Below are 23,632 nucleotides of genomic sequence, written 5' to 3'. Positions count from 1 at the left end.
GCCGGGGCGTGTCTGACGCGCTGTGGGCCGCACGACTGGGCGACGGGCTGGAACACACCTCGATGATGGCCGACATCCTCGGCGGTGTGCTGGAGGTGGCGGCCAACGTCGCCATCGGCACCCTGGCGACCATGGCGGTGGCTGCAGCAGCGGGCATCACCGTGGCCACCGGCGGCCTCGGTGCCTGCGTGCTGGGGCTGGTGGTGGGCGTGGTGGTCGGCGTGGTCATGAGCAAGACCGGCGCCGACAAGGGCCTGAGCAATTTATGCGAGGGCATCGCCAATGCCCTGTTCCCGCCCTCGATCCAGGCCACCATCGCCAGCGGTTCGCAAAAGGTGTTGACCAACAACAAACCGGCGGCCCGCGCGGCGGGCATCGCCCCGCCGTCGCAGATCAGCGGCGACGGCGCCGAGGAAGGCGAAGCCACCGACACCCCTTCGGCCACCCCGGAGGAAGGCCCGGGCTTTCTCGACATGGCCAAGGAATTCTTCTCGCAGATGTGGCGGCCCACCGTGGCCTCCCCGGCCCCCGGCTCCCAGACCAAGGAACTGGACCTGGTGACCTGCACCAAGCACCCGCCGATGCCCGTGCAGTACCTGGCCGAAGGCTCGGAAAAGGTCAGCATCGACGGCCAGCCGGCGGTGCGCAGCGGCGACCGCAGCACCTGCGACGCCAAGGTGGTGTCCGCCGGACCGATCTCCCCCGACGTGACCATCGGCGGCGGCTCGGTGGTGGTGCGCGAGATCCGCAGCGGCAAGACCCCGGGCGTGGGCCTGGCGGTGACCGTGCTGATGATGCTCAAGGGCGGCAAGGGCAAGTTCCTCAGCAACCTGCCGTGCATGCTGATGGCCGGGGTCAATTCGTTTGTCGTCAGCCAGGCGACCAATGCGCTGACCCAGGCTATCGCCGGCTCGCCGAATCCGGTGCATGCCGCGACCGGGGCCAAGGTGCTGGGGGCCGACGACGATCTGGACTTCACCCTGCCAGGGCTGGTGCCCATCGAATGGCAACGCTTCTACAACAGCCGCGACGAACGCCGTGACGGCCTGCTCGGGGCCGGCTGGAGCCTGCCTTACGAGGTCAGCATCCAGATCGAGCCCCATCCCGAGGGCGGCGAACGCCTGCTCTACATTGATGAGCAGGGACGCCGCATCGACATGGGTGCCATTGCCCTGGGCGGTGGAGCCTTCAGCCCCGGTGAAGGCTTGAGCGTGCGACGCAACGACAACGGGCAGTTGCTGATCGAAAGCAGCGACGGCCTCTACCGTCTGTTCGAGCCGCTGGCGAGCGATCCTTCGCGGTTGCGCCTGAGCCAGCTGGGGGACCGCAACGACAATCGCCTGCACCTGGAATACGACTCGGCCGGGCGGCTCTGGCTGCTGCGCGATACTTTTGAACAGGCGCAGCTCGAACTGGGCTACAGCACGCGCTGGCCCGGTCGGATTGCCCAGGTCGAACGGCTGTACCCTGACCAGCAACGGGAAGTACTGGTCAGCTATGACTACGATGCCGCAGGGAACCTGGCACAGGTCCGCGATGGCGAAAGGCAGGTACAGCGGCGCTTCGCCTATGACGCCGGCCACCGGATGACCGAGCACCAGTTGGCCACCGGGCTGCGCTGCTTCTACCAGTGGACACTGTTCGCCGACCAACAGTGGCGAGTGACCCGTCACTGGACCGACGAAGGCGATAGCTATCAGTACGACTATGATCTGGAGGCCGGAATCACCCAGGTCACCGACAGCCTGCAACGCATCAGCCGCCGTCGCTGGAACAGCCAGTTGCAGATCGTCGAGTACACCGACAACCTCAACCAGACATGGGCCTTCGAGTGGAACGACGAACGCCAACTGCTCAGCGCCACTGACCCCTTAGGAGGGCGCTATGCCTATAGCTACGACGAAACCGGCAACCTGATCGCCGAGACCGATCCTCTGGGGCACAGCCACTCGACCTTGTGGCTGGAGCACTGGTCGCTGCCACAGACCCTGACCGATCCTGCCGGCAAAAGCTGGCACTTGCGCTACGACCCCCGAGGCAATTGCATCGCCGAAACAGACCCGCTAGGCCAGGTGACTCAGTACCGCCACGACGCACACGGGCAGGTGGTGGAGATCATCGATGCCACGGGAAGAAGCCGGAAGATGCGCTGGAACTCGTCCGGGCAATTGCTTGAACACCTGGATTGCTCGGGCTATCCGACCCGCTTCGAATACGATCGACGTGGCAACGTGAAAGCCATCATCGATGCCCTTGGCGAGCACACCCGCTTCCATTACGACGGCCAGGGACGGTTGCTCAGCAGCCAACTGGCCGATGGCCGCGCCGAGCATTTTCAACGCGGCGGCAACGGCCAGCTGCAGGGCTACACCGACCCGTCCGGCTACACCACGCTCTACCAGTACAACCGGCGCGGGCAGATAAGCCAGCGCACCGACGCCCATGGCCGGCAGGTCCGATTCGACTATGACGCGTTCGGACGGCTGCTGGCGCTCACCAACGAAAACGGCGAAAGCTATCGCTTTGCCTGGGATGCCGGCAACCGTCTGAGCGAACAGCAGGACCTCGACGGCAGTGCCAAGCGCTATGGCTATGACCCACTGAACAACGTCGTCGAACTCCAGGCCCATGCCGCGCCTTATGGCTCCGGATTGAGCGCCGTGCCCGCGCAACCAATCGCACCAATCATCCACAAGTTCGAGCGCGATGCCGTGGGGCGGCTGCTGGCCAAGACCACGGACGATGGGCGCAGTCAATACACCTACGATCCCTTGAACCAACTGATCGCAGCCAGCTTTACCGACAACCTCGGCAACCAGCAGGCAGTGAGTTTCAGCTACGACGCCCTGGGCCAATTACTCGAAGAACACACAGCGGCCGGCAGCCTGAAACACCGATACGACGAACTGGGCAATCTGATTCAGACCCAGCTACCGGACACGCGCTGGCTCAATCGGCTCTATTACGGCAGCGGCCATCTGCACCAGATCAATCTCGATGGCCAGGTAATCAGCGATTTTCAACGTGATCGCCTGCACCGTGAAGTGCTGCGCACCCAGGGTCAGATCAGCACCCGCAGCGAATACGACCGTTGTGGCCGCCTGCGCGCACGCCTGCGGCATTCCAGCCTGCTGGCAAACACCCTGCCGACAGCCCCGGAACGGCACCTCGAGTACGACGACAGCGATAACCTGGTGGGCCTGGCCGAGCGGCATGTCAACGGGCAATATCGGCAACTGTTCCATTACGACGCGACCGGGCGAATCATCGCCAGCCAGGACGGCCTGCAGGGCCAGAAGGAAACCTTCGCCTACGACGCCGCCGCCAATTTGCTTGACGGCCCGAAAGCGGGCGCCGGGCTGGTGGTGCACAACAAGTTGCTGACCTACCAGGACAAGCGCTACCGCTACGATGCCTTTGGCCGAATGATTGAAAAACGCAGTGGTCGGCGAGGCGTGCAACGGTTTGCCTACGATGCCGAACACCGCTTGATCGAAGTGCGCAATCAGACCGCCAGCGGCGAAACCCTGGTCAGGATGAGTTACGACGTCCTGGGTCGACGCATCAGCAAGCGTGAGTACGACAGCCAGGGCAACCTTCTGGGTGAAACCCGATTCATCTGGGATGGCCTGCGGCTGCTGCAGGAACAGCGTAATCAACAGACCAGCCTCTATGTCTATGAAGACCTGGGCCACGCGCCCCTGGCGCGGGTCGATGGCCTCGGCGCGCAGCAGAAGATCCGCTACTACCACAACGACCTGAATGGCCTGCCCCACCAGCTTTGCGAGCCTGACGGCCACAGCGTCTGGCAGGCCCGCTATCAGGTCTGGGGCAACACCATCGAAGAAATACGCGAGCCCTACTACATCGAGGAGCAGAATCTCAGGTTCCAGGGCCAGTACCTGGACCGCGAGACCGGGCTGCACTTCAACACGTTCCGTTTCTACGACCCGGATATCGGGCGCTTCACCACGCCGGACCCTATCGGCCTGGCCGGAGGCTTGAACCTCTATCACTATGCTCCCAACCCGATCGGCTGGATCGACCCGCTGGGCTGGATCTGCAAATCGGCCTACAGCGGCAGAAGGGGCACTACAAAGGCCAAGGCCGACCTCGAGAGAAACGGTTTCACTGTGGTAGCTGAAGAACTGACCATGAAGGTCAAGCATCCTGTCACTCAGAAGTCCTACCGCATCAGGGCAGATATCATCGCCCAGGACAAAGCCGGCAACTACCACGTGTTCGAAGTCAAAAATGGCAGCGGCAAACTGACCAAGAACCAACAGGGATCGGGGATGTTCGACATGAGCAATCCGGCCAATACCAACGGTGGCCTGGGCGGCGGCCTGATCAAACCGTCGGGCGCCACCCAAGGCCAGTTCGAAGTTGCGACCAAAAGCGGCAAAGGCACACCGTTCGGTGGAAATGGCGCACAGCATCCGGCCAACTTCTGGCTTCTTCGCTATTGAACGAGTAATCGAGAAATGAAAGCAGACACCAAGGAATTGCGCAGCAACTTCGAAAAGGCACTCCAGCTATTCTTGAAGAGCGAGCTCTCGGCTTATCCCGGAGTCAAAGTCACCCGGAACAAAGTGGTGATTGCCCATAAAGAGTCGGGCGCCGTGGCGACCTTGCATTTCGAGTACCTGGCCAACACCCGCGCCTACGAAATGATCATCTTTGTCGAACACCCGGCCCTGCAGGCGGAGATCGAGCGGATAAGCCCGCCCTACCCATCCAACCTGGCCAATCCGAAACTGGTCTACTGCATGTCGACGGTCAGCGAAAAAGACGGCTGTCCACTGCTGCCCGTGACCGAACAAGGCATTGAAAATACCTGCCAGGTGATGCTGCGCCGGCTTCAGGATGTTCACCTGCCTATCCTGTACAACCTCCTCAATGTCAGCCCCGCACTGGTGAGCGATGTCATCGAGAGGTCAAAGTATTACGCCTATCCGGTCCCGCTGATCGTTATCGCCTTGAAAACCAACGCAATCCAACCGGACGACGCAACGCTGGCGAAGATTCTGAGCGAGCAGACCCTGGGCTACACCAACAACCAGGAACTGAAAGAGTCGTTCAACAAGCAACTCCTGACGGCGCTGAACTGAGCAACTGCCGGAGTGCCGGGGCAGATCGCCGGACCGCGCTTTCTGGCGCGGCTGACGAGCGCCAGCACGGCCTGCAGCCACTTATAGAACCGCGCCAAAGTCGCGGTTTTTTCAGTGCACGGCGAAAGAGCTGCTGGAGCACGATTGCCTGTGGCAGCTGAGGGAAATAACCCAATGAATGTCATGCACAACCCGGAGCTTGAAAGCCGGCGCAACACCCTCGGCGAGGTGTTCAAGCTTTATGGACCGCACGTTCACCAACACTATCAGTCGATCAAGCAAGCCGTGGTCCGCTGGGAGTATTCCCTTGGCCCGACCTTGGAGCTCATCCCCTTTGAACGCTTGATCCCCAGCGTCAGTAAGGAGGGAAAACCCCTGGCGTCGCTGAGCAAGGCCAACCGTGAATCGAAGAATCTGCAGGCCTATGGTTTCGATGCCGACGGACAACTGATCCTGAGCATCAGCCGCTTTGACAAGGACGTGCCCACCTACGGTGAAAACGTCCGCTATCACCATCTGTTCGATGGCAAGGCCCTGATCGTCAACGCGCACATTTATGAAGCACGACCGGCGGAGTCGCGCCTGATGTCCCTGTGCTGGACCTTTACCGCCGACAACCTGAACTACTACCTGTCCGTCACGCCACCCAATAACTGGTACGTCCGCGTCGACCAGTTGCAAGCCGGGCGCGTCGCCAAGGCGTCGACCTTCGCCACCAGTTGGTTCAAGCAGCTCGACTATGACCTCGGCTATGACCCGGATCAGGCCCTGTCGACGGTCATGATCGGTGAGCACCTGCATTGGCAGCGCGGCAGCTGACAGGGCTCAAGGCTGGCCGGGTTGATGATCAGCCACCGATCCAGCTCACGCCGACTGGCGCGGGTGACAAATGCCAGCGCGACCTGCAGGTCCTGTTCGAACCGCTCAAAGGTCGCGCGATCGATGGCGTAGTACTCCTCGTAGTCCACCACGCCGAGGCTGACCGGAAAGGAGACGTAGTACTGTGCGGTGGACTCCTCGATGCCCATCGAGAACATTTCCTCGCGGTTGACCAACAGATCCTTGAACAGCATGGCGCGCCTCAGGGCAGATCGACCTTCAAGCCACGCCCGGTCTGTACCGCCACGTAGTGTGCGTCTTTCAACGCCCGGGCCAGCTCCGGGTCGGTTTCGTCGAACTCCTTCACGGCAATGGCGCCAATGCTGATCTGGTGCAGCCCGGAACGGTCCAGGCTGCGGTCCAGCAGTACCGCGCGAACGTACTGCAGCTGTTTTTGCAGAAGGTCGAAGACTTCGTAACCCGGCAGGACCAGGGCCCGCTTGGCCACCAGCGCCAGTGCGTGATCAATGTAGTCGATTGGTTTCATGGTCCACCGGGAGAGAGCGCGCCGAAGGCGCCTTTGTCATTGGAGAACAACTGCTGCGCCCCGCCCTTGGCGGGATAGGACTGCCCCTTGACCGACCAGAAGTCGTTGGTCGGCGCAGCCGTGCTGCGCAGGACCTGCACCTTGCGGGTTGTTCCATAGGAATTGAGAACCTTGGGTTCAATGGTGTTGGCGGCGCGGTTGGTGCCCATGGGGTTGATCCCCAGCTCGGTCGGCTGCACCCGCGGGCTGAGAGTATACCAGTTGCCCTGCGGCGCCCCGGGGGACTGGTATTGCCACAGGTTCTTGCCGGAGGCCAGGGTCTCCACGCGCACCGGATGATTGAAATCCAGGCCGTTCATGTAGGACTGTGCGTCGACCTTGGAATAGCCCTGGGACTCGAAGAAGTTCGCCGCCACTTCGCGGTTGCCACGGTAATTGATGTCGCCGTGCAAGTCGCCGGAGCGGCCGAACTTCTGATTCAGGTAGGCACGCCGCGAGGTCAACTCGGGTACCGCGGTCGCCGGTTTGCGCGCCGCCAGTTTCGGCCCCAAGCCCAGTAGGGCCATGCCGGCCACCCCTTGCAGCAAATCGCGATAGCCCGGCCCCAGGCGGTCGCCCAGGTCCCCCAGCAGGGCCATGCCGCCATACACCGCGGCGCCCACTGCCAGGGCACCAGCCAATGCCGCCACTCCCGCCATGGCCGCCACCACCAGCCCGGCGCCGAGCGCCGCCAACCCCAGCGCCTCCAGCCCGGTGTGCATCCAGCCTTCGATATCCAGGACGAACGCCACCTGCACCGTGGGCCCGCCAATGAAGGTGTTTTCGCTGCCGGTCTTGATGTGGGCGCCGCAGACCATCTTGCTTTGCAGGCGTGCGGCCGGCTTGCCGTTGATGGTGACCTTAGCGCTGCCCTCGGCGATCAGCACCGGGAACGGCCAAATCGGGTGGTTCAGCGGCAGGCCGCTGCACGAGGACGAATGGTCCTGGCCCGCGCGCATGGCGTTGCGCAGGTTGATGCGGACATTGAAGCTGCCCTCTACCAGCACCCCCGTGCTGGGTTCGGGCAGGTTGAAGATAGTGCTCAGGCCCTTGGCGATCTGGAACATCGACAGGCCGCCCGCGGCGACCGAACCCGCGATGATGGCGATCGCCACCCCACCGGTGGCCACGGTCGCAGCCACCACCGCGGCGCCAATCAGGGCACCGACAACAGCCCCCGCCACCATCGCCGCCACGCCAAAACCGTGGGCGATCTCATCCCCCAGACGGGCTGCTGCCAACATATCCATGGTTCGTTACTCGGCCTGGAGGATCAGACCACCGCTGGCTGGGGCTTGAGGCTTTGCATGGCCTGTTTCCAGGCGGGTTCGTGGTGCACCAGATCATTGACCGTGGTGGTCAGGGTGGTGATCAGCACCGCCGGCTTACGCTCGATGAACACTTGGCGCAGCATCAGCTCGCGACCTTCGCGTTTCCAGCTGTAGTCCAGCAGGACCGAGGCGTGGCCGTGCATGTCGAAGTCCCAGCGCTTGATCAGGGTGAAGCCCGGCAGTTGCTGCTCGGCGGAGCGCAGTTGCCCGGCGACATAGTCGGCGAAGGCTGCATCGCCCTGGCTGGCGTCGCGGCTGATGACAAAACTGGCTTCCTGGGCGCCACCGACGGCGGGCAGCTTGAAGATATTGATGCTCTGGTCCTGCCAGGCGTCAGGAATATCGAGATCAGCTTCTTGAATGCGGTAGGAGGACAAGAGATTCGCGTTCCATGCTGAAAGGGTGATTCGGATGACGGCAAATTCTCAAGCAATGACTGGCAACAATCAAGGAACCACTCGGCAACTCTGCACAGCGCCAATGACAACTGGCCGAGGCCTAGCGCGACGCCAGGCAGGACGCATAGGCCCGGGCAAAACGTGGGTCGAACTTGAGCGCCTGGGGCTCTTCGGGGTCGATGCTGACATTCCACAATGCCTGCTGTGGCACATCGTAGCGGACCCAGCCGATGATCCCGCTGCCGGAGGTTTCGTAGAACAGCTGCAGGCTCAACTGGTCACCCTCATCGCGGTCGATCAACAGCTTGAGGTGCTCCGGGGTGGTGAAGTCGCGGTAGGGAAAATCGCTGCTGCGCACCAGTTCGGTGAGGTAGCCGTAGCAGCCCTTGCCCGGGTTCGATTCATCCGCCAGGGCGGGCATGGCCGCGCTGGCAATCAGCAGGCCAAGGCCTGCCAGGTTCAAGTACCGCATGACTGCCCCTTGAGGGTGAGGGTTTCGACCTGGTCCTTCATCTCGATGCGTGCCAGTACCTGGCGATCGTGCGACTCCTGGTACTCGCTGAAATTGTTGCGCTTGAGGATGTTCAGGGTGACTCGGATGTGAGCGCTGGCGTTCTGGTACTCGCTGCGCCCAGGGCCCTGGGCGGCGCCGGTCAGTTCCACCAGTTGGCCGGCGGACTTGAGGTAGAGAAAGCGCTGGTCCACTTCCACCAGCAGACGCGGAGCCTTGGGCGCCACGCTGTAGTCCTCGCGGGCCAGGGAATAGCCGCAGAGCCAGGAACCGGGGCTGTCGTATTTCTGGCTGTGGAACCACTGCAGGGCCTCGCGGTAACCCACCGGCCCGAGCAGGGTGCCGCGTTCGGCCACGGCAAATGCCGAGGCCTGGGCGCACAGCAAGGCGCCACACAGCAGCACACGCCAAGCGCGCAGGCGAAGGATCACGGATTTCAGGGGGCGTGGGAGCGAGGTAGAAGTCGAGCGGGTCATCCTTGGCCTTTGATTCGCGAATCAAGCAATCGCGCATGCTAGCCATGCTGCCGCATCGGTGCAAGCGGCCCCGACGGGCAACGTCCAGGCATGAAAAATGGGCACCCGACCCAGTCGGTGTGCCCATTCAGTCATGCCCTCTCCCTGGGGAGAAAGCGCAATGCTTAAGGGTTGACGCTGTCTTTCAGGGACTTGCCAGGCTTGAAGGCAACGGTGTTGCTGGCCTTGATTTTCACCGGCTCGCCGGTTTGCGGGTTCTTGCCGGTACGGGCGCCACGGTGGCGCTGCAGGAAGGTACCAAAGCCCACCAGGGTGACACTGTCTTTGCGGTGCAAGGCACCGGTGATTTCTTCGAGAACGGCGTTGAGTACGCGGTTGGCCTGCTCTTTAGTCAGATCCGCTTTTTCAGCGATGGCGGCGGCGAGTTCTGGTTTACGCATAGTGAAGCCTCTTTGACGGTTTTTTGTTGTTATGTCCGTGCTGTTCTCCGGAACAGCGCCCAAGGCGCCGCAGGCTCTAGTCTGCGGCAGACGGATGTGAGGATGGCACGCGCTTGAGAGTGGCGCCAGTCTCCCCACGACCTTTGTAGGGGAAGAAACAGGGTTATTCCGACAGAACGACCGCCATTTAGGCCAGCAAGGGCGGAAGTTCTTTGTTCAGGGCCAGTTTTTCCATGACCGCCGTACCTGTCAGGGCGTAACCCAGTAGGTGACCGTCGGCATCACGGCACAGCGCCTTGATGTCGGCGCCCTGCCCTTCGGCGGTCCAGACGCCTTCGCGGCCCTTTGGCGGCGGTGAGACCACCAGTGGGCAGACCGGTGTTTTCACGGTGATCGGCATCGGCCCGTAGCTGACCGCGGTCGGCGTGCCGGCCAGGGTCTGCGCCAGGGCGCGGGCGCAGCTCATCAGCGGCATGACGTACAGCAGGTTCAAGCCATCGACCTCGGCGCAATCGCCCAGGGCGTAGATGTTGGCGTGGGAGCTTTGCAGGTGGCGATCCACCACCACCCCGCGGTTGACCACCAGGCCGGCGGCGGCCGCCAGGTCGATGCGCGGGCGCAAGCCGATGGCCGAGACCACCAGGTCGCAGGGGATGACCTGGCCGTCGGACAGATGGGCTTCCAGGCCGTCGCCAGCCTGCTGCAGGCGATTGAGCACCGGCCCCAGGTGGAAACGCGCGCCCAGGCTTTCCAGGCCGGCCTGCACCGCTGCCGCAGCCGCCGGGTGCAGCAGGGTCGGCATCACTTGTTCACAAGGCGCCACCAACTCGACCTCGTAACCGCCGAGGATCAGGTCATTGGCGAACTCGCAGCCAATCAAGCCGGCGCCCAGCAACAGCACCCGGCGCTTGCCGGCCGCAGCTACGCGAAAGCGGGCGTAGTCTTCCAGGTCGTTGATGGGGAAGATCAGCGCCGAGGCGTCGCCTTCCACCGGCACACGCACGGTTTCTGCGCCCCAGGCCAGGATCAGGTCGCGATAAGGCACGCTTTCCTCGCCGATCCACAGGCGCTGGTGGCCAGGGTCGATGCCGGTGATGCGCGTGTGAGTGCGCACCTCGGCCTTGAGGGTCTCGGCCATGGTGCCCGGCTCGGCCATGCTCAGGCCGTCGGCATCCTTGTTCTTGCCAAAGCCCGTGGAGAGCATCGGCTTGGAGTAGGAACGACCGTCATCCGCAGTAATCAGCAGCAGCGGGGTTTCGCTGTCGAGCTTGCGAAACTCCCGGGCCAGGTTGTAGCCGGCCAGCCCGGTGCCAACGATTACGACAGGTGCGCTCATGCCTTTCTCCTTAGGTGTGTATGAGGATCAAAAATCCGTGATTAGCCGATTTCGATCATCTCGAAATCCATCTTGCCCACGCCGCAGTCCGGGCAGAGCCAGTCTTCAGGCACGTCTTCCCAGCGAGTGCCGGGCAGGATGCCGTCGTCCGGCCAGCCGTCGGCTTCGTTATAGATCAGGCCGCAGACCACACATTGCCACTTTTTTCAGTACGCATTTCCTCAGGGTTCAGGCGTTGCCGGTGAATCGGTCGATGGGTCGACTCTGGATGCCGCGCCAAAGCGCACCCGGCACAGGGCGTTTTGTACTGATCGGTAACGGCAGATGCAAGCACGTTCGCAGCGGAGCCCCGCGCCGGCGAGTCAAAATCGGCCGGTGACATGCTAAGCTCGCCGCCTCTTTTGCTGCCAATAATGACCCACCGTGCCGCACTCAAAGCCCCCCTCCAGTGCCCCGGCCTGGCTGCCGCAAAGCCGGCTGTCGCCCTGCCCCGATGCGCCAACCCTCGACTGGCTGTTCGATGAAGGTTCGTTGACCCGGCGCCTGTCCCGGCTGTCCGCTGACCACTTCAGCGTCACGCCGCTGGTGGAGGGCTGGCAAACCCTGCGCGACGACGAGTGTGCCGCCCTGGAGTTATCGCTGGGCAGCCAGGGCTGGGTGCGCGAAGTGTATCTGCGGGGCCACGGCGAACCCTGGGTGTTTGCCCGCAGCGTCGCCGCCCGCAGCGCCCTGGAAAACGGTGGTTTCAATATCGATGAGCTGGGCAGCCGCTCCCTGGGGGAACTGCTGTTCTGTGACCAGGCCTTCCAGCGCCGGCCCATCGAGGTCTGCCATTACCCTGGCGCCTGGTTGCCCGAAGACGTGTGTGGCGAAGGCCTGTGGGGTCGCCGCTCGCGCTTCGACCGCGGCACCCTGAGCGTGCTGGTGGCGGAAATTTTCTTGCCGACCTTGTGGGCGGCTGCGGCCAGCCATCCGGAGAACTGCTGATGTACCAGAGCCTGCTCAAATCCCTCAATCGCCTGCATCCCCGGGCCTGGGACTTTATCCAGCTGACCCGCATGGACAAGCCGATCGGCATTTACCTGCTGCTCTGGCCAACACTCTGGGCCCTGTGGATTGCCGGCAAGGGATCGCCCTCCCTGGCCAACGTGCTGATCTTCGTGCTCGGCGTGATACTGACCCGGGCCGGCGGTTGCGTGATCAACGACTGGGCCGACCGCAAGGTCGACGGCCATGTGAAACGCACCGAGCAGCGCCCACTGGTGAGCGGCAAGATCGGCTCCAAAGAGGCCCTGGTGTTCTTCGCCGTGCTGATGCTGATCGCCTTCGTGCTGGTGCTGTGCACCAACGCCACCACCATCTGGCTGTCCCTCGGCGGCCTGGCACTGGCGGCCAGCTACCCGTTTATGAAGCGCTACACCTATTACCCCCAAGTGATGCTGGGGGCGGCGTTCTCCTGGGGCATCCCCATGGCGTTCACCGCCGAGACCGGTGAACTGCCGGCCGCGGCCTGGCTGCTGTACATCGCCAACCTGCTGTGGACCGTGGGTTACGACACTTACTACGCCATGACTGATCGCGACGACGACTTGAAGATCGGGGTGAAATCCACGGCCATTCTGTTTGGCGAAGCGGACCGGGTGATCATCCTCAGCCTGCAACTGCTGGCCCTGGGCTGCCTGCTGCTGGCAGGCGCGCGGTTCGAGCTGGGAGGCTGGTTCCAGCTGGGGTTGCTGGCGGCGGCGGGCTGTTTTGCCTGGGAGTTCTGGTACACCCGCGACCGCGACCGGATGCGCTGTTTCAAGGCATTCCTGCATAACCACTGGGCGGGGCTGGCGATTTTCGTGGGGATCGTGGCGGACTACGGTTTGCGTTGAATACGTGACGCCGGCAAGCCGGCTCCTGCCAGGAGCGGGCTTACCGGCGAACCATCAGGGCTTGGCGACCTTCCAGGCGCCGTCCATCTTGCCGTCGCCGGTCATGTCACCGACCTTCTTGTCCATCACGAAGGTGTACAGCGGCTTGCCGTCGTAGGCCCACTGCATGGCCCCATCATCGCGCTTGATCACCGTCCATTTGCCCATGGCCTTGTCGCTGCCTTCGGCCATCAGCGGCGGCCAGTTGGCGGCGCACTTGTCGTTGCACATGGACTTGCCGTCGGCGTCCTTGGCAAAGGTGTACAAGGCCATGCCTTTGTGGTCGACCATCATCCCATCCTTGGTCATCGCCGGTTCGGCGGCGAAGGCCAGCGACGGCAGCGCGAGAGCGGCCGCGACCAGCAGGGCTTTCCAGGATTGCGTCATTTGAGTCATGGAAACCTTCTCTTGTGGTTGTCAGGATTCGGACTCAAAGCTTAGTTGAGGAATCTGCGTCACGCCGCCCGGCGGAAATACTGTCACACGACTGCAATAATTCCGTTATCTAATGCGGCGCAAGACAGTTAAATGACAAGAGGATTAAGCATGGTTGGCAGGAGCATTCTGATCGTTGACGACGAAGCGCCCATTCGCGAAATGATCGCCGTCGCATTGGAAATGGCCGGCTATGACTGCCTGGAGGCCGAGAACTCCCAGCAGGCCCACGCCATTATCGTCGACCGCAAGCCGGACCTGATCCTGCTCGACTGGATGCTGCCCGGCACCTCCGGCATCGAGCTGGCGCGGCGCCTCAAGCGCGATGAGCTGACCGGGGATATCCCGATCATCATGCTGACCGCCAAGGGCGAAGAGGACAACAAGATCCAGGGCCTGGAAGTCGGTGCCGACGACTACATCACCAAGCCGTTTTCCCCCCGTGAGCTGGTGGCCCGGCTTAAAGCCGTACTGCGCCGTGCCGGCCCGACCGATGGCGAAGCGCCGATCGAAGTCGGCGGCCTGCTGCTGGACCCCATCAGCCACCGCGTGACCATCGACGGCAAACCGGCCGAGATGGGCCCCACCGAGTATCGTCTGCTGCAGTTCTTCATGACCCACCAGGAACGCGCCTACACCCGTGGCCAATTGCTGGACCAGGTCTGGGGCGGCAACGTGTACGTCGAGGAGCGCACCGTGGACGTGCACATCCGGCGCCTGCGCAAGGCCCTGGGTGACGCCTACGAGAATCTGGTACAAACCGTGCGCGGCACCGGTTATCGGTTTTCAACCAAAGGTTGAGCTACAAGCAATCAGCCACAAGCCGCAAGTTAAAAGCGGGACTGCTTTAGCTTGGAGCTTGAAACTTGAAACTGTTCCGAAGGATGCAACTTGAACCAAAACTGGCACAGCACCCTGATCCGCCACATGCTCCTGCTGGTCACCGGCTGCCTGCTGGTGGGGCTGATCAGTGGCTATTACGGCTGGAGCCTGGCCATCGGCCTGGGCCTGTACCTGGCCTGGACCTTGAAACAACTGCTGCGCCTGCATGAATGGCTGCGCAAGCACCAACCCGATGAAGCACCGCCCGATGGCTACGGCCTGTGGGGCGAAGTGTTCGACAGCATCTACCACCTGCAACGCCGCGACCAACGGGTTCGCGGGCGCCTGCAAGCGGTGATCGACCGGGTCCAGGAATCCACCGCGGCTCTCAAGGACGCGGTAATCATGCTCGACAGCGACGGCAACCTGGAATGGTGGAACCGCGCCGCAGAAACCCTGCTGGGCCTCAAGACTCCGCAAGACAGCGGCCAGCCCGTGACCAACCTGGTGCGCCATCCGCGCTTCAAGGAATATTTCGAGCAGGACAGCTACGCCGAGCCCCTGGAAATTCCTTCGCCGATCAACGACCGCCTGCGCATCCAGCTGTACATCACCCGCTACGGCAACAACGAACACCTGATGCTGGTGCGCGACGTGACCCGCATCCACCAGCTGGAACAGATGCGCAAAGACTTCATCGCCAACGTGTCCCACGAACTGCGTACGCCGCTGACGGTGATCTGCGGCTACCTGGAAACCCTGCTGGACAACGTTGAAGACGTGAACCCGCGCTGGAGCCGTGCCCTGCAGCAAATGCAGCAGCAAGGCGGACGCATGCAGACCCTGCTCAACGACCTGTTGTTGCTGGCCAAGCTGGAAGCCACCGACTACCCCTCGGACAACCAGCCGGTGCCCATCGACGCCCTGCTCAAGTCGATCAAGAGCGACGCCCAGGCCTTGTCCGGCGACCGTAACCAGCGCATCAGCCTGGACGCCGATGCCACGGTGCAGCTCAAAGGCAGCGAGGCGGAGCTGCGCAGCGCCTTCTCCAACCTGGTGTTCAACGCGGTGAAATACACCCCGGCCGAAGGCAATATCCGCATCCGCTGGTGGGGCGACGAGCACGGCGCGCACCTGAGCGTGCAGGACTCGGGGATCGGCATCGACAACAAACACCTGCCGCGCCTTACCGAGCGCTTCTACCGTGTGGACTCCAGCCGCAACTCCACCACGGGCGGCACCGGCCTGGGCCTGGCCATCGTCAAGCACGTGCTGCTGCGCCACCGGGCACGCCTGGAAATCAGCAGCGTATTGGGCCACGGCAGCACCTTCACCTGCCACTTCGCTCCGGCCCAGGTGAAAAAAACCTCCGTCGAGGCCATCACCGACCAGCGCTGACCGCGATTCGCCCCTAGGCAATCGTCGTGTCAGCCGCTACATTGCGTAGCTTGTGCCTGCCCTTCAGGCACCGCATGGCCCTCTTTTTCTCCGACACGGAACCCGCAAAACTCCATCATGGACCCTTCCACAGGCTTTACCCTCTCTACACTCTTCGCCGATTTCGGCATGATTCTTTTTGCACTGATCCTGGTTCTGCTCAACGGCTTCTTCGTTGCGGCCGAGTTCGCCATGGTCAAACTGCGCTCGACCCGGGTCGAGGCCATCGCCGATCAGAACGGCTGGCGCGGACAGATCCTGCGCACTGTGCACAGCCAGCTCGACGCCTACTTGTCCGCCTGCCAGCTGGGTATCACCCTGGCCTCCCTGGGTCTGGGCTGGGTCGGTGAGCCGGCCTTCGCCCACCTGCTGGAGCCGCTGCTCAGCGCCCTGGGCGTCAACTCTCCGGAAGTGGTCAAAGGCGTGTCGTTCTTTACCGCCTTCTTCATCATTTCCTACCTGCACATCGTGGTCGGTGAGCTGGCGCCCAAATCCTGGGCCATCCGCAAACCCGAGCTGCTGTCGCTGTGGACGGCGGTGCCGCTGTACCTGTTCTACTGGCTGATGTACCCGGCCATCTACCTGCTCAACGCCAGCGCCAACACCATCCTGCGCATCGCTGGCCAGGGTGAACCCGGCCCGCACCACGAGCACCATTACAGCCGTGAAGAGCTCAAGCTGATCCTTCACTCCAGCCGTGGCCAGGACCCGAGCGACCAGGGCATGCGCGTATTGGCGTCGGCCGTGGAAATGGGCGAACTGGAAGTGGTGGACTGGGCCAACTCCCGGGAAGACTTGATCAGCCTGGAGTTCAACGCGCCGCTCAAGGAAATCCTCGCCCTGTTCCGTCGCCACAAGTTCAGCCGCTATCCGGTGTACGACAGCGAGCGCAACGAGTTCGTCGGCCTGCTGCACATCAAGGACCTGCTCCTTGAACTGGCGGCCCTGGACCATATTCCCGAATCGTTCAACCTGGCCGAACTGACCCGCCCGCTGGAACGCGTGTCGCGGCACATGCCGCTGTCGCAACTGCTGGAGCAGTTCCGCAAAGGCGGTTCGCACTTCGCCGTGGTGGAAGAGGCCGATGGCAACATCATTGGCTACCTGACCATGGAAGACGTGCTGGAAGTGCTGGTGGGCGACATCCAGGACGAACACCGCAAGGCCGAGCGCGGGATCCTCGCCTACCAGCCGGGCAAGCTCCTGGTACGTGGCGACACGCCGTTGTTCAAGGTAGAGCGCCTGCTGGGCATCGACCTGGACCACATCGAAGCCGAAACCCTGGCCGGGCTGATCTACGAAACCCTGAAACGGGTGCCGGAAGAGGAAGAAGTGCTGGAGGTTGAAGGCTTGCGCATCATCATCAAGAAGATGAAGGGCCCGAAAATCGTTTTGGCCAAGGTCTTGATGCTGGATTGACGGGCCATTCGGCCCGTTCGCCGGCACGCCGGCTCCTACCGGCGAAGGTTATTGTTTGCCCAACGCAAAGTTCGGCAACGCCCCCAGTGGCTGGTTGAACTGATAGGGAATCGACACCAGCCCCAACCCGGTATTGCGCTGCACCACAAAGTGCAGGTGCGGCCCGGTGCTGTTGCCGGTATTGCCCGACAGGCCCAAGGGGCTGCCCACTGCCACACGCTGGCCTTCGCGAACCTTCACCGAACCACGCTTGAGATGCAGGTAGACGCCCATGGTGCCGTCTTCATGCAGCACCCGGACGAAATTGCCTGCCGGGTTGTCGCCCCGCCCGCTCTGGGCATTCTCGGTCTTCACCACCACCCCGCCCCGCGCCGCGATGATCGGCGTGCCCTCGGGCATGGCGATGTCCATGGCATAACGGCTCTTGGGTCCAAAGTGGCTGTAGGGGCCATTGGGCCCCTGGGTCAGGCGAAAGGGCCCGCCCAGCCAGGGCAACGGATAACGGTAGCCCCGAGCCACGCCGCCAGGGTCCCCCAGGGAGTAACGAAACTTCGGGGTGTACACCAGCGGCTTGCCGGCCTGAGTGGCGCTGAGCAGCGCCAGACGCTGGCGGCTGCGGGGTGCCAGGACCTGGCGGACCGGTTGCCTGGGAGCGCCACTGACATTGCTAAGCCCAGCGAAGCTCAGCTCGACCTCCACCGGGGCGTACAGGTCGTTGCGCACAAAGACGCTGTCCACGCCGTTGCGCTTCTGGATATCCAGGTGCACCTGCGCTCCAGGCGCTCGACCATACGGTCCTGAAACAGGAACACCTGGGCCCCCGGCGAGGGCCGATCACTGTAGGACACCACGCCGTCGGCATCGGTGGTTTTGTAGATGGTCATGGCCGCCACCCAAGGGGCGGCCAGCAACAGACCACAGAGCAACAACAGGCGCAGGAACATAGGACAAAATTCTTCAGAAGAGCTGTGGCAAGGCTAGCAGCCCGAACGCTGGGGCAGCACTCAAACCGGGGCCAGAGGCGGCAGATCTACACCACTGATACTGATATCCACTCCCAGCTGTGCGGCGTCGGACAGGTTGACCAGGGCGTCGAGGGAGAACTTGTTGATCTTGCCGCTGAGCACGTCGTTGAGCCGTGGCTGGCTGATGCCCAGACGCTTGGCCGCCTCCTTCTGGGAGACGCCCCAGGCCTTGACGGCTTTGCCCAGCGCCAGCATCAGCTTGGCCCGCAAGCGCATATTGGCCGCGTCCTGGGGTGACGCCTCGAGGGCGTCCCAGACACGGGTGAAACGATCGGTGTTGATGTGTTCGGTCATGGCGTGGACCTATCCCCTGCAGTCTGGCGCGAGCCCGTTCGATGTCCCGTATTTCGGTGCGGCGCGTGGTCTTGCGCATGGCCTGCAACACGTCCCACTGAAAACCTGCGGCGCGGCGTGCATCCAACGGGAACGCCCGAAGGTCACTGAGCGCGCTCCCGACAAACACCACATCCTTGTGCCTGGTCATCGAACGTCTCCTGTGACTGACCCAGACCCAGGCTAAACAAACACGCCAGGACAGGGTGCCCCGGGTTGTTTCAAGGCATGGCCTGGAAGACAGAATGGCGAAAAGCGTCAGGCCTCAATCTATATCCAAATAGATATGAATCAAGCTGAAAAACCAGCAACAGACGCACAGCACCCAATACCGCCTAAGCCCATCAACACTTGGCCTGAAGCGGCCTTGCAGCGATCCGGAGCGTCATCGGCAACCGCTGAAGCAAGCGGAAAAATAGGCCTCTGAGGCACTTTATCCACAGGCAAAAAACCGGCGCGAGAAAGTGGTTGCGCCAGGTTTCGGGCGGTGATGCGGGTTCAGGCCGTGCACGGACGTGAAGGCTTTGAGCGTTGGCTCATGATCCACCTGCCCCGGCGGCTGGCCGAGTGCAGGTGTTGATCAGGGAGATGGCGTGCAGCCAAGACCACACGCAAGGGAGCCGCCACCCAGGCGGAGCCCGGAGACGCCATCAAGCGCCCGGGACGAAGTGCTTCTGCGCGGTACCGCGGGCGATCAGGCGCGAAATGTAATCGAGCTTCTGTGCGTCTTGATCGACAAAACGGAAGGTCAGTTGCAGCCAATCGCTGTCCGGCTTCGGCTCGTGGGCCACCACCGCATGCAGGTAGCCGTTCAAACGGGCCACCTCGGCGTTATCGCCCTGCTCCAGGTCGAGTACGGCGCTGTCCAGCACCTGAGGCAGCACTTCACCGCGCTTCACCACCAGCAAGGCTTCCTTGATGCTCAGGGCCTTGATCACGCATTGCTGGGTACCGCTTGGCAGACGCAACTGGCCTTGACCACGACCGCCCGATGCCGCCGACGCTGGCGTTGGAGCCTTCACCGGTGGGCTGTTGAGCAAACCACGGGGGGCGGCTGCCGCTGGTGCGGCCGGCTTGGCCGCAGGGGCGGCGGCGCCCAGCACTTCGGTCTTGCCGCCGGTCAGGGCGCTCAGGGAGTCGTTGCCGAACGCCGAGTTCATCCGGGTGGGCGCGCTGTTCATCAGGGTATCGAGCTTGCCGACCTTGTTCAGCGCCTGCTTGACCTTGGTCAGCAGCTGTTCGTTGGTGAAAGGCTTGCTGACGTAGCCGGAGACACCGGCCTGAATCGCCTGGACCACGTTCTCCTTGTCGCCACGGCTGGTGACCATCACGAACGGCATGCTTTTCAGGGCGTCCTGGGTGCGGCACCAGGTCAGCAGTTCGAGACCGGACATTTCCGGCATTTCCCAGTCGCACAGCACCAGGTCGAACGCTTCCTTGGCCAGCATCGCCTGGGCCTTTTTACCGTTGACCGCATCTTCGGTCCGGATACCCGGGAAGTAGTTACGCAGGCACTTCTTCACCAGGTCACGAATGAACGAAGCATCGTCCACCACCAACACACTGATCTTGCTCATCCAACACCCCTTTAAAAATCCCGGCAAGCATAACGCTGGCTGATGGCACTTTGCCAAAACTCTTCAGTCACGCCGGGACTTTTCGTTCGCGGGTGCTGCTTTTTACTGGAAAAGCCGCAAACAAAAACGCCCGGCCAAGGGCCGGGCGTTCGTCTTGGGCAATCTTACTTATCGTCAGTTTTGCCCGGAACATTAGCGCTTTCAGCACTGGTTCCTTCAACTTCTTCCTTCATGCGCTTGAGGCCCAAATGGCGCACATCGGTGCCGCGTACCAGGTAGATCACCAGCTCGGAGATGTTCCGCGCATGGTCGCCAATACGCTCCAGGGAGCGAAGTACCCAGATAATGCTCAGTACCCGCGAGATCGAGCGCGGATCTTCCATCATGTAGGTGGCCAGCTCGCGCAGAGCGGTCTTGTATTCGCGGTCGATGATCTTGTCGTACTGGGCCACGGACAGCGCCAGCTCGGCGTCAAAACGGGCAAAGGCATCCAGGGCATCGCGGACCATGTTGCGCACCTGATCGCCAATGTGGCGCACTTCGACGTAGCCCCGTGGCGCTTCGCCTTCTTCGCACAACTGGATGGCACGACGGGCGATCTTGGTGGCTTCGTCGCCGATGCGTTCCAGGTCGATCACCGACTTGGAAATGCTGATGATCAAGCGCAAGTCAGAGGCCGCCGGCTGGCGACGGGCAAGAATGCGCAGGCACTCCTCGTCGATGTTGCGCTCCATCTGATTGATCTGGTCATCGATCTCGCGCACTTGCTGGGCCAGGCCGGAGTCGGCCTCGATCAGCGCGGTAACCGCGTCATTGACTTGTTTCTCCACCAGCCCGCCCATGGCCAGCAGGTGGCTGCGCACCTCTTCCAGCTCGGCGTTGAACTGCGCGGAGATGTGGTGGGTAAGGCCTTCTTTACTAATCATGCGATTGCTCCGCAAAAGCTGTAAGCCGCAAGCTACAAGCTGCAAGCCAATGTGTGTCGTTACGCTGAACCGCTTTAACTTGCCGCTTGAAGCCTGCGGCTTACAACTGCCTCAACTAGCCGTAGCGCCCCGTGATGTAGTCTTCGGTCTGCTTTTTCGCCGGGTTGGTGAACAGGGTATCGGTGTCGCCGAATTCCACCAGTTTGCCCATGTACATAAAGGCCGTGTAGTCGGAAACCCGCGCCGCCTGCTGCATGTTGTGGGTCACGATGACGATGGTGAATTTGGATTTCAGTTCGTAGATCAGCTCTTCGACTTTCAGGGTCGAGATCGGGTCCAGTGCCGAACAGGGTTCGTCCAGCAGCAGCACTTCCGGCTCCACCGCGATGGTGCGGGCGATCACCAGACGTTGTTGCTGACCACCCGACAGGCCCAGGGCCGATTCGTGCAGGCGGTCCTTGACCTCATCCCACAGCGCCGCGCCCTTGAGGGCCCATTCCACGGCCTCATCAAGGATGCGCTTCTTGTTGATGCCCTGGATCCGCAGGCCGTAGACCACGTTTTCATAAATGGTCTTGGGGAACGGGTTGGGCTTCTGGAACACCATGCCCACACGGCGACGCAGCTCGGCCACGTCTTCGCCCTTGCGGTAGATGTTGTTGCCGTAGAGGTTGATGGCGCCTTCCACACGGCAACCATCCACCAGGTCGTTCATGCGGTTGAAGGTCCGCAGCAACGTGGACTTGCCGCAGCCGGACGGGCCGATAAATGCCGTCACGCGCTGCTTGGGGATGTTCATGCTGACGTCGAACAACGCTTGTTTATCGCCGTAGAACAGGCTCAGGCCGGGCACTTCAATGGCCACGGTTTCCTGTTCCAGGTCCAGACTCTGCTTGTCGCGACCCAGAGCGGACATGTTGATGCCATGGGTGTGGGTTTCGTGTTGCATGGTCTCACTCCGTTCGTAGCTGCAAGCTTCTAGCTGCAAGCCGCAAGTTTGGGCAAAAGCGGCTTGCGACACGTAGTTTGCCGCTTGGAGCCTGCCGCTTGTGGCTTATTGATTAGCTGTCCAGCGCTTTGTATTTTTCCCGCAGGTGGTTACGGATCCACACGGCCGACAGGTTCAACGTAGCGATCACCAGCACCAGCAGCAGCGCCGTGGCGTACACCAGCGGCCGCGCGGCCTCGACGTTGGGGCTCTGGAAGCCGACGTCATAGATGTGGAAGCCCAGGTGCATGATCTTCTGGTCCAGGTGCAGGTACGGGTAGTTGCCGTCCACCGGCAGCGACGGCGCCAGTTTCACCACACCCACCAGCATCAGCGGCGCCACTTCACCGGCGGCGCGGGCCACGGCGAGGATCATGCCGGTCATCATTGCCGGGCTGGCCATGGGCAGGACGATTTTCCACAAGGTCTCGGCCTTGGTCGCACCCAGGGCCAGGGAACCTTCACGCACGGTGCGGGGAATCCGCGCCAGGCCTTCCTCGGTGGCCACGATCACCACCGGCACCGCCAGCAGCGCCAGGGTCAGGGACGCCCAGAGCAGGCCCGGGGTGCCGAAGGTCGGCGCCGGCAGAGCTTCAGGGAAGAACATGCGGTCCAGGGAACCACCGAGTACATAAACGAAGAAGCCCAGGCCGAACACGCCGTAGACGATGGCCGGAACCCCCGCCAGGTTGTTCACGGCGATGCGGATCAAGCGAGTCATGGGGCCCTGGCGCGCATATTCACGCAGGTAGACCGCTGCCAGCACGCCGAACGGGGTGACGATCATGGCCATGATCAGGGTCATCATCACGGTGCCGAAAATCGCTGGGAAGATCCCGCCCTCGGTGTTGGCTTCACGCGGGTCGTCGCTGAGGAATTCCCAGACCTTGCTGAAATAGAAACCGACCTTGGTCAGGGTGCTCATGCCGTTGGGCTGATAAGCGTGCACCACCTTGCCCAGGTCGATGACCACTTCCTTGCCGTTGGCATCGCGGGCCGTCAGGCTGTCGCGGTTGACCTGGGCGTGCAGGTCGCTCAGACGCGCCTCGATGTCCTGATAACGGGCATTGAGTTCGGCGCGCTCGGTTTCCATGTCCGCCTGGGCGGTGGCGTCGAGTTTGCCTTCCAGCTCCAGCTTGCGGCTGTGCAGACGGATGCGTTCAAGGCCGGCGTTGATCGCGCCGATATCGGTTTTTTCCAGGGTCTTGAGCTGGGCCGCCAGTTGGCTGACGCGCTGGATGCGCGCCTGCAGTTCCGGCCAGGCCGCTTCGCCTTCGGCAATCACCTTGCCGCTTTCTTTGACGTTGACCAGGTAGCCGTAGAAGTTGCCCCACTCACGCCGCTCGATGGCCATCAACTCGCGTGGCGTGGTCTGGTTGGTCAGCCACTCGCCAACGATCCAGGTGAAGTCATTGCCGTTCAGGTCACGGTTGCCGACCTTGATCAGCTCACGGGTCATGAACTCCGGGCCTTGGTCCGGCACCGGCAAGCCGGCGCTTTTCAGACGGGCGCGGGGCACTTCTTCCTTCTGCACCACTTCACCGACAACCAACTGCTGGGCCTGGCCCGGGATGTCGTACTGCGCGTGCACCAGGTCGGCGGGCCAGAAGTGGCCCAGGCCGCGTACGGCAATCACCGCCAGCAGGCCAATGGTCATGATGACCGCGATGGACACCGCGCCACCGCTGATCCAGACGCCTGGGGCGCCGCTCTTGAACCAACCTTTCAGGGAGTTCTGTTTCACAG

23 protein-coding genes and 2 pseudogenes are annotated in these 23,632 nt (G+C 62.4%); 8 read left to right on the top strand and 17 right to left on the bottom strand.

Annotation, left to right across the window (positions count from 1 at the left end):
- Positions 1–8 precede the first annotated feature (8 nt).
- The 3 genes from M1B34_RS05690 (at position 9) to M1B34_RS05680 (ending at position 5,930) form a co-directional block, all read left to right on the top strand.
- Positions 9–4,469, top strand: coding sequence for an RHS repeat-associated core domain-containing protein (locus tag M1B34_RS05690; RefSeq protein WP_268264628.1), 4,461 nt, complete (start codon positions 9–11; stop codon positions 4,467–4,469).
- 15 nt (positions 4,470–4,484) lie between these two features.
- Positions 4,485–5,111, top strand: coding sequence for a hypothetical protein (locus M1B34_RS05685; RefSeq protein ID WP_268264627.1), 627 nt, complete (start codon positions 4,485–4,487; stop codon positions 5,109–5,111).
- 174 nt (positions 5,112–5,285) lie between these two features.
- A complete protein-coding gene (locus M1B34_RS05680) occupies positions 5,286–5,930 on the top strand; it encodes a hypothetical protein (RefSeq protein WP_268264626.1) in 645 nt (214 codons plus the stop codon).
- On the opposite strand, the gene M1B34_RS05675 is transcribed toward M1B34_RS05680, so the two are convergent.
- The 9 genes from M1B34_RS05675 to M1B34_RS05635 form a co-directional block, all read right to left on the bottom strand.
- Positions 5,873–6,184 carry a hypothetical protein gene (locus M1B34_RS05675; RefSeq protein WP_268264625.1) on the bottom strand — a complete coding sequence of 104 codons (312 nt, stop codon included), beginning with the start codon at positions 6,182–6,184 and terminating at the stop codon, positions 5,873–5,875. The two genes, M1B34_RS05680 and M1B34_RS05675, sit on opposite strands and share 58 nt — an antisense overlap.
- 8 nt (positions 6,185–6,192) lie before the next feature.
- Complete coding sequence (locus tag M1B34_RS05670) at positions 6,193–6,477, bottom strand: immunity protein Tsi6 family protein (protein WP_123327873.1); 285 nt, start codon at positions 6,475–6,477, stop codon at positions 6,193–6,195.
- Positions 6,474–7,766 carry a polymorphic toxin type 46 domain-containing protein gene (locus tag M1B34_RS05665; RefSeq protein ID WP_123327874.1) on the bottom strand — a complete coding sequence of 431 codons (1,293 nt, stop codon included), beginning with the start codon at positions 7,764–7,766 and terminating at the stop codon, positions 6,474–6,476. Before M1B34_RS05665 ends, M1B34_RS05670 begins: the two co-directional genes overlap by 4 nt.
- Positions 7,767–7,789: 23 nt before the next feature.
- Positions 7,790–8,224, bottom strand: a complete 435-nt coding sequence (locus tag M1B34_RS05660; protein ID WP_123327875.1) for a DcrB-related protein — start codon at positions 8,222–8,224, stop codon at positions 7,790–7,792.
- Between the two features lie 121 nt (positions 8,225–8,345).
- On the bottom strand, positions 8,346–8,717 hold the full coding sequence (locus M1B34_RS05655) for a hypothetical protein (RefSeq protein WP_123327876.1): 372 nt from the start codon (positions 8,715–8,717) through the stop codon (positions 8,346–8,348).
- A complete protein-coding gene (locus M1B34_RS05650; protein ID WP_259740327.1) occupies positions 8,705–9,187 on the bottom strand; it encodes a hypothetical protein in 483 nt (160 codons plus the stop codon). The genes M1B34_RS05655 and M1B34_RS05650 overlap by 13 nt, the downstream gene beginning before the upstream one ends.
- Before the next feature lie 209 nt (positions 9,188–9,396).
- Positions 9,397–9,672, bottom strand: a complete 276-nt coding sequence (locus M1B34_RS05645; protein ID WP_003213368.1) for an HU family DNA-binding protein — start codon at positions 9,670–9,672, stop codon at positions 9,397–9,399.
- 187 nt (positions 9,673–9,859) lie between these two features.
- Entirely contained in the window at positions 9,860–11,008 is a 1,149-nt protein-coding gene (locus M1B34_RS05640; RefSeq protein ID WP_268264624.1) for an NAD(P)/FAD-dependent oxidoreductase, read from the bottom strand.
- A gap of 41 nt (positions 11,009–11,049) precedes the next feature.
- Positions 11,050–11,199: a rubredoxin gene (locus tag M1B34_RS05635; protein WP_268264623.1), complete on the bottom strand. Its 150-nt coding sequence runs from the start codon at positions 11,197–11,199 to the stop codon at positions 11,050–11,052.
- Positions 11,200–11,431: 232 nt separating this feature from the next.
- On the opposite strand from M1B34_RS05635, the gene M1B34_RS05630 reads away from it, so the two are divergent.
- Positions 11,432–11,995 (top strand): chorismate lyase, encoded by a 564-nt coding sequence (locus M1B34_RS05630; RefSeq protein ID WP_123327878.1) that lies wholly within the window; start codon positions 11,432–11,434, stop codon positions 11,993–11,995.
- Positions 11,995–12,885, top strand: coding sequence for a 4-hydroxybenzoate octaprenyltransferase (ubiA, locus tag M1B34_RS05625; RefSeq protein ID WP_268264622.1), 891 nt, complete (start codon positions 11,995–11,997; stop codon positions 12,883–12,885). Before M1B34_RS05630 ends, ubiA begins: the two co-directional genes overlap by 1 nt.
- Positions 12,886–12,939: 54 nt before the next feature.
- On the opposite strand, the gene M1B34_RS05620 is transcribed toward ubiA, so the two are convergent.
- Complete coding sequence (locus M1B34_RS05620; RefSeq protein WP_123327880.1) at positions 12,940–13,320, bottom strand: COG4315 family predicted lipoprotein; 381 nt, start codon at positions 13,318–13,320, stop codon at positions 12,940–12,942.
- A 150-nt stretch (positions 13,321–13,470) separates the two neighbouring features.
- On the opposite strand from M1B34_RS05620, the gene phoB reads away from it, so the two are divergent.
- The 3 genes from phoB to M1B34_RS05605 all read left to right on the top strand — a co-directional run bounded on the left by phoB (position 13,471) and on the right by M1B34_RS05605 (position 17,037).
- A complete protein-coding gene (gene phoB, locus M1B34_RS05615) occupies positions 13,471–14,160 on the top strand; it encodes a phosphate regulon transcriptional regulator PhoB (RefSeq protein ID WP_003176964.1) in 690 nt (229 codons plus the stop codon).
- A 126-nt stretch (positions 14,161–14,286) separates the two neighbouring features.
- A complete protein-coding gene (gene phoR / locus M1B34_RS05610; protein ID WP_259740334.1) occupies positions 14,287–15,579 on the top strand; it encodes a phosphate regulon sensor histidine kinase PhoR in 1,293 nt (430 codons plus the stop codon).
- A gap of 117 nt (positions 15,580–15,696) precedes the next feature.
- Positions 15,697–17,037, top strand: coding sequence for a hemolysin family protein (locus M1B34_RS05605; RefSeq protein WP_123327882.1), 1,341 nt, complete (start codon positions 15,697–15,699; stop codon positions 17,035–17,037).
- A gap of 48 nt (positions 17,038–17,085) precedes the next feature.
- Here M1B34_RS05605 and M1B34_RS05600 read toward each other — a convergent pair.
- From M1B34_RS05600 to pstA, 7 genes and pseudogenes are all read right to left on the bottom strand, one after another.
- Positions 17,086–17,981: pseudogene (locus tag M1B34_RS05600) on the bottom strand (peptidoglycan DD-metalloendopeptidase family protein).
- A 60-nt stretch (positions 17,982–18,041) separates the two neighbouring features.
- Entirely contained in the window at positions 18,042–18,356 is a 315-nt protein-coding gene (locus M1B34_RS05595; RefSeq protein ID WP_268264621.1) for a helix-turn-helix domain-containing protein, read from the bottom strand.
- 7 nt (positions 18,357–18,363) lie between these two features.
- Positions 18,364–18,546, bottom strand: a pseudogene (locus M1B34_RS33830) (type II toxin-antitoxin system RelE/ParE family toxin); the annotation flags it as partial.
- A 499-nt stretch (positions 18,547–19,045) separates the two neighbouring features.
- Positions 19,046–19,972, bottom strand: a complete 927-nt coding sequence (locus M1B34_RS05590) for a response regulator (RefSeq protein WP_268264620.1) — start codon at positions 19,970–19,972, stop codon at positions 19,046–19,048.
- Between the two features lie 164 nt (positions 19,973–20,136).
- A complete protein-coding gene (gene phoU / locus M1B34_RS05585) occupies positions 20,137–20,898 on the bottom strand; it encodes a phosphate signaling complex protein PhoU (protein ID WP_123327886.1) in 762 nt (253 codons plus the stop codon).
- Between the two features lie 115 nt (positions 20,899–21,013).
- Positions 21,014–21,847: a phosphate ABC transporter ATP-binding protein PstB gene (pstB, locus tag M1B34_RS05580; RefSeq protein WP_123327887.1), complete on the bottom strand. Its 834-nt coding sequence runs from the start codon at positions 21,845–21,847 to the stop codon at positions 21,014–21,016.
- A 112-nt stretch (positions 21,848–21,959) separates the two neighbouring features.
- Complete coding sequence (pstA, locus tag M1B34_RS05575; protein WP_123327888.1) at positions 21,960–23,630, bottom strand: phosphate ABC transporter permease PstA; 1,671 nt, start codon at positions 23,628–23,630, stop codon at positions 21,960–21,962.
- Positions 23,631–23,632: the final 2 nt, after the last annotated feature.

This window comes from Pseudomonas morbosilactucae (genome assembly GCF_023241715.1).
Lineage (GTDB): Bacteria > Pseudomonadota > Gammaproteobacteria > Pseudomonadales > Pseudomonadaceae > Aquipseudomonas > Aquipseudomonas morbosilactucae.
Note: the sequence above shows the minus strand (reverse complement) of the source record. Positions and strands in the feature narration are given on the sequence as shown.

Excerpts from the sequence above, each read along its gene's own strand:
- M1B34_RS05685 (WP_268264627.1), top strand. The coding sequence starts at position 4,485 with ATGAAAGCAGACACCAAGGAATTGCGCAGCAACTTCGAAAAGGCACTC.
- M1B34_RS05680 (WP_268264626.1), top strand. The coding sequence starts at position 5,286 with ATGAATGTCATGCACAACCCGGAGCTTGAAAGCCGGCGCAACACCCTC.
- M1B34_RS05675 (WP_268264625.1), bottom strand. The coding sequence starts at position 6,184 with ATGCTGTTCAAGGATCTGTTGGTCAACCGCGAGGAAATGTTCTCGATG.
- M1B34_RS05670 (WP_123327873.1), bottom strand. The coding sequence starts at position 6,477 with ATGAAACCAATCGACTACATTGATCACGCACTGGCGCTGGTGGCCAAG.
- M1B34_RS05665 (WP_123327874.1), bottom strand. The coding sequence starts at position 7,766 with ATGGATATGTTGGCAGCAGCCCGTCTGGGGGATGAGATCGCCCACGGT.
- M1B34_RS05655 (WP_123327876.1), bottom strand. The coding sequence starts at position 8,717 with ATGCGGTACTTGAACCTGGCAGGCCTTGGCCTGCTGATTGCCAGCGCG.
- M1B34_RS05645 (WP_003213368.1), bottom strand. The coding sequence starts at position 9,672 with ATGCGTAAACCAGAACTCGCCGCCGCCATCGCTGAAAAAGCGGATCTG.
- M1B34_RS05640 (WP_268264624.1), bottom strand. The coding sequence starts at position 11,008 with ATGAGCGCACCTGTCGTAATCGTTGGCACCGGGCTGGCCGGCTACAAC.
- ubiA (WP_268264622.1), top strand. The coding sequence starts at position 11,995 with ATGTACCAGAGCCTGCTCAAATCCCTCAATCGCCTGCATCCCCGGGCC.
- M1B34_RS05620 (WP_123327880.1), bottom strand. The coding sequence starts at position 13,320 with ATGACTCAAATGACGCAATCCTGGAAAGCCCTGCTGGTCGCGGCCGCT.
- phoB (WP_003176964.1), top strand. The coding sequence starts at position 13,471 with ATGGTTGGCAGGAGCATTCTGATCGTTGACGACGAAGCGCCCATTCGC.
- phoR (WP_259740334.1), top strand. The coding sequence starts at position 14,287 with ATGCTCCTGCTGGTCACCGGCTGCCTGCTGGTGGGGCTGATCAGTGGC.
- M1B34_RS05605 (WP_123327882.1), top strand. The coding sequence starts at position 15,697 with ATGGACCCTTCCACAGGCTTTACCCTCTCTACACTCTTCGCCGATTTC.
- M1B34_RS05595 (WP_268264621.1), bottom strand. The coding sequence starts at position 18,356 with ATGACCGAACACATCAACACCGATCGTTTCACCCGTGTCTGGGACGCC.
- M1B34_RS05590 (WP_268264620.1), bottom strand. The coding sequence starts at position 19,972 with ATGAGCAAGATCAGTGTGTTGGTGGTGGACGATGCTTCGTTCATTCGT.
- phoU (WP_123327886.1), bottom strand. The coding sequence starts at position 20,898 with ATGATTAGTAAAGAAGGCCTTACCCACCACATCTCCGCGCAGTTCAAC.
- pstB (WP_123327887.1), bottom strand. The coding sequence starts at position 21,847 with ATGCAACACGAAACCCACACCCATGGCATCAACATGTCCGCTCTGGGT.